Origin of the sequence: Bradyrhizobium manausense (assembly GCF_001440035.1) — a bacterium.
Classification (GTDB): Bacteria; Pseudomonadota; Alphaproteobacteria; order Rhizobiales; family Xanthobacteraceae; genus Bradyrhizobium; species Bradyrhizobium manausense.
On sequence record NZ_LJYG01000116.1, the window covers coordinates 112,268 to 114,699 of the forward strand.

A 2,432-nucleotide genomic window follows, 5' to 3' on the forward strand; every position below is an offset into this window, starting at 1 on the left:
CGCGCCCGTCAGCACGTCATGCGAGCCGATCCAGAGGATGCCGACCACGCTTGCGAACACGATGAAGATGACGATGGCGGTGAGAACCGCGCGGGCCTGCGTGGAGGTGCGCGCTGCCTCATAGGCCTGCTCCACCTCGCCGCCAAAACGTTTCGCGGCGAGCCCCTCGCTGGTATAGGCCTGCACGGTGCGGATCGCGCCGACCAGCTCGCCGGCATAGGCGGAGGCGTCGGCCAGCGTGTCCTGCGCATTGCGCGACAGCCGCCGCACCCAGCGCCCGAACGCGACCAGCGGCAGCACGATCAGGGGGATCGCCAGCAGCACGAAGCCCGAGAGCCGCGGGCTGGTGATCACCATCATCGCGGCAGCGCCGAGGAACATCATGAGATTGCGCAGCGCGATCGACACGGAGGCGCCAACTGCGGATTTGATCTGCGTGGTGTCGGCGGTGAGCCGCGACACCAATTCGCCGCTGCGCGCGGAATCGAAGAAAGAGGGCGACAGCGAGAGCAGATGCGCAAACACGTCGCGCCGGAGATCGGCGACGATGCGCTCGCCGATCGTCATCACGAGGTAATAGCGCGATGCACTCGCCAGCGCGAGCACGGCGACGACGGCGATCATCACCGAGAAGTAGCTGTTGATCATCGCGATGCCTTCGGGCGTCAGCCCGAAATCGATCATCCGGCGCACCGCGACCGGCACCAGCAGCGTGGTCAGCGCCGCAATCGTCAACGCAACGAAGGCCAGCGCCGCCCGGCCGCGATAGCGGGCGACGTAGGGCGCAAGCGCCAGCAGCGGCCGCAGCTTGGCCCGGCCCCTGGCCGGCTGTTCGATCAGCTCGGCTTCGATCGACGGGGCCTCGGTATGCCCGGTTTCAAGCCGTTCAACTGCGCTCATTGGAATCCGACCAAAAGAGAGACGTAGGCTCCACATAGGCCCCGGCACGGGGCGAGGCAAATCCGGGATGTACCGTAAGGGACGGCCCGGTTCTCAAGTCCCCACAATGGCTTGTTTTAGGGGACCCCGTGGGGTATAGACCCCGCCAAATCCGTCATTCGATAGTCACTCAAGCCGGGCGCCGGGCGCCCTAGGAATTGCCATGAAAGCCGAAATTCATCCGGATTATCATACGATTAAGGTCGTCATGACCGACGGAACCGAGTACCTGACCCGCTCCACCTGGGGCAAGGAAGGCGACACGCTGAACCTCGACATCGACCCGAAGTCGCATCCGGCCTGGACCGGTGGCTCTACCCAGATCATGGACCGCGGCGGCCGCGTCTCGCGCTTCCAGAAGAAGTTTTCGGGCTTCCTCAAAAAGGATTGATCCCGGCCAGCGAAGGCTGGAGACGAAAAACGCCCCCGGCAGACCGGGGGCGTTTTTGTTTTTGGAGGCCGTCGTCGATCAAGACCGAGATTTCGTAGGGTGGGCAAAGCGAAGCGTGCCCGCCACCCGCGCATGATCGAGAAAGAGCGTGGGCACGGCGCTTTGCGCCTTTGCCCACCCTACAAGAGTGGGGCTTGCCTCGGAGAGCTTACCGCTCGAACGCGGCCTTCAAGGCGTTGAGATGCGGCACCAGCGGGTTGCCGATCGCGACGTGGTCGGCCGGCGGGGTGTGGATCGAGCTGTCGAGCCGGCGCACGCGGGCCTGCAGGCTCATCGAGCGATGGATCAGATCCTGCAGCGAGCTCGGCAGTTTCTCGATGGTGTCGGCGGGGCCGGGATCGGCGGCGGTGAGCTTGACCTTGGTCTTCTCGCGGTTGGCCTGGACCAGCGTCATCTCGCCTTCCTTCACGGCGCGATGCAGCAGCAGCCATGAGGCGAGCTGCATCAGGCGCGTGGTGAGGCGCATGCTCTCGGTCGCGTAAGTGAGGCTGACGGCCCGATCGAGCGCCTTGGCCTCGGCGCGGCCGGCTCCGTCGAGATAGGCGGCAGTCTCTTCGACGAGATCCATGCCCTCGCGGAACAGGGCGCCGAACGCCGCAGAATTGGTGAACCGCTCGCTGAGTTGAACGAGAGCGCCGTCGGCCTGCAAACGTTCCATGGTTAACGCCCCTTACGCAACTGTTTACCTGTCCGGCTTTTGCGCCGGCTTATGATGAACAAATCATTGCGCGGGGGGATCGCGGAGTCCAGCGGCAAGCGCGGATATGGTTTCCGCGCGTCGTTCCGAGGAATTCAACCGGGAATGGAGGAAAAAAAGAGCCGCCGGAGACCGGCGGCTTTGAAAGTTGATAACAGGGAGGCGTCAAACAGAGTGGACAGGAGCCACTCGGTGTCCAAACGAGGACAGTTCCAGTCATAAACTCGAAAGCTTAATTGGGAGTAAACGAACGAATTTTTTGAGGGTTCGTTAGCCATGTCGGCCAGTGGCCGAGTGGGATGTAGTCGCGCTCTCTCCGCCGTCGTGCCCGGGCTTGTCCCGGCC

3 protein-coding genes are annotated in these 2,432 nt (G+C 63.8%); 1 reads left to right on the top strand and 2 read right to left on the bottom strand.

Going from position 1 to position 2,432, the window contains the following annotated elements:
* Positions 1–900 (bottom strand): ABC transporter transmembrane domain-containing protein (locus AOQ71_RS49480; protein ID WP_245317424.1); only part of this gene is annotated, 900 nt, incomplete at its 3' end.
* A 202-nt stretch (positions 901–1,102) separates the two neighbouring features.
* On the opposite strand from AOQ71_RS49480, the gene rpmE reads away from it, so the two are divergent.
* Positions 1,103–1,330, top strand: coding sequence for a 50S ribosomal protein L31 (gene rpmE / locus AOQ71_RS40750; protein ID WP_028182497.1), 228 nt, complete (start codon positions 1,103–1,105; stop codon positions 1,328–1,330).
* A gap of 208 nt (positions 1,331–1,538) precedes the next feature.
* Here the strand turns inward: rpmE and rcdA are convergent, their stop codons facing one another.
* Positions 1,539–2,048, bottom strand: coding sequence for a protease adaptor protein RcdA (gene rcdA / locus AOQ71_RS40755; RefSeq protein ID WP_057759334.1), 510 nt, complete (start codon positions 2,046–2,048; stop codon positions 1,539–1,541).
* Positions 2,049–2,432: the final 384 nt, after the last annotated feature.